This is a genomic window from Blastococcus sp. KM273128, assembly GCF_021698975.1.
Taxonomy (GTDB): Bacteria; Actinomycetota; Actinomycetes; order Mycobacteriales; family Geodermatophilaceae; genus Blastococcus.
Map to the genome: position 1 here is coordinate 1 of NZ_SSXA01000182.1, position 534 is coordinate 534.

The 534-nt window shown below is 80.9% G+C and carries 1 pseudogene; it reads right to left on the reverse strand.

Annotated elements, in window-relative coordinates:
• Nucleotides 1-534 (reverse strand): annotated as a pseudogene (locus E9529_RS21495) (hypothetical protein); the annotation flags it as partial.

Sequence of the window (534 nt, forward strand, 5' to 3'; positions counted from 1 at the left end):
GTCGCCCCGGAGGGCGGTGCCGGGCGTGCCGGCGGTGCGATGGCCAGGTCTCCCGATCCGTCCTCGACCGCCGGGGACGGCGACGGGGAGGTGGTGCGCGGCGCCGGTGCGGCCGGGGGAGCGGGGTCGCGCTCGAGGCCGAGCTCGGCTTCGAGGTCGGCGTCCAGGTCGCGTGCGGCCGGACGGGCCGCCTGGCGCAGGGACGTGACGGCGGCCGCGGGAGCACCCGGGAGGAACCAGTCCTCGGCGCCGGCGGGCAGTGCGCCGATCGTCGGGATGACCAGCGGCCCCATGCCGGCGTTCTCGGGGAGCACCCAGGCCTGCGGGTCGAGCACGTCCTCGGTCGCGACCGGGACGGCGCCGGCCGTCGGCAGGGTGCCGCCGGTCAGCGCGAGCAGCGCCGCGGAGCCCAGCCCCCCGGTCATCGCGGCCAGCGCCCGCAGCCGGCGGCGGGCCAGCAGCTGGGCGTGGTAGCGCGCCAGCGGCGAGGGCGGCGGAGGTGCCGGCCGCTCGGCGGCGGTGCGGCGGCGGACC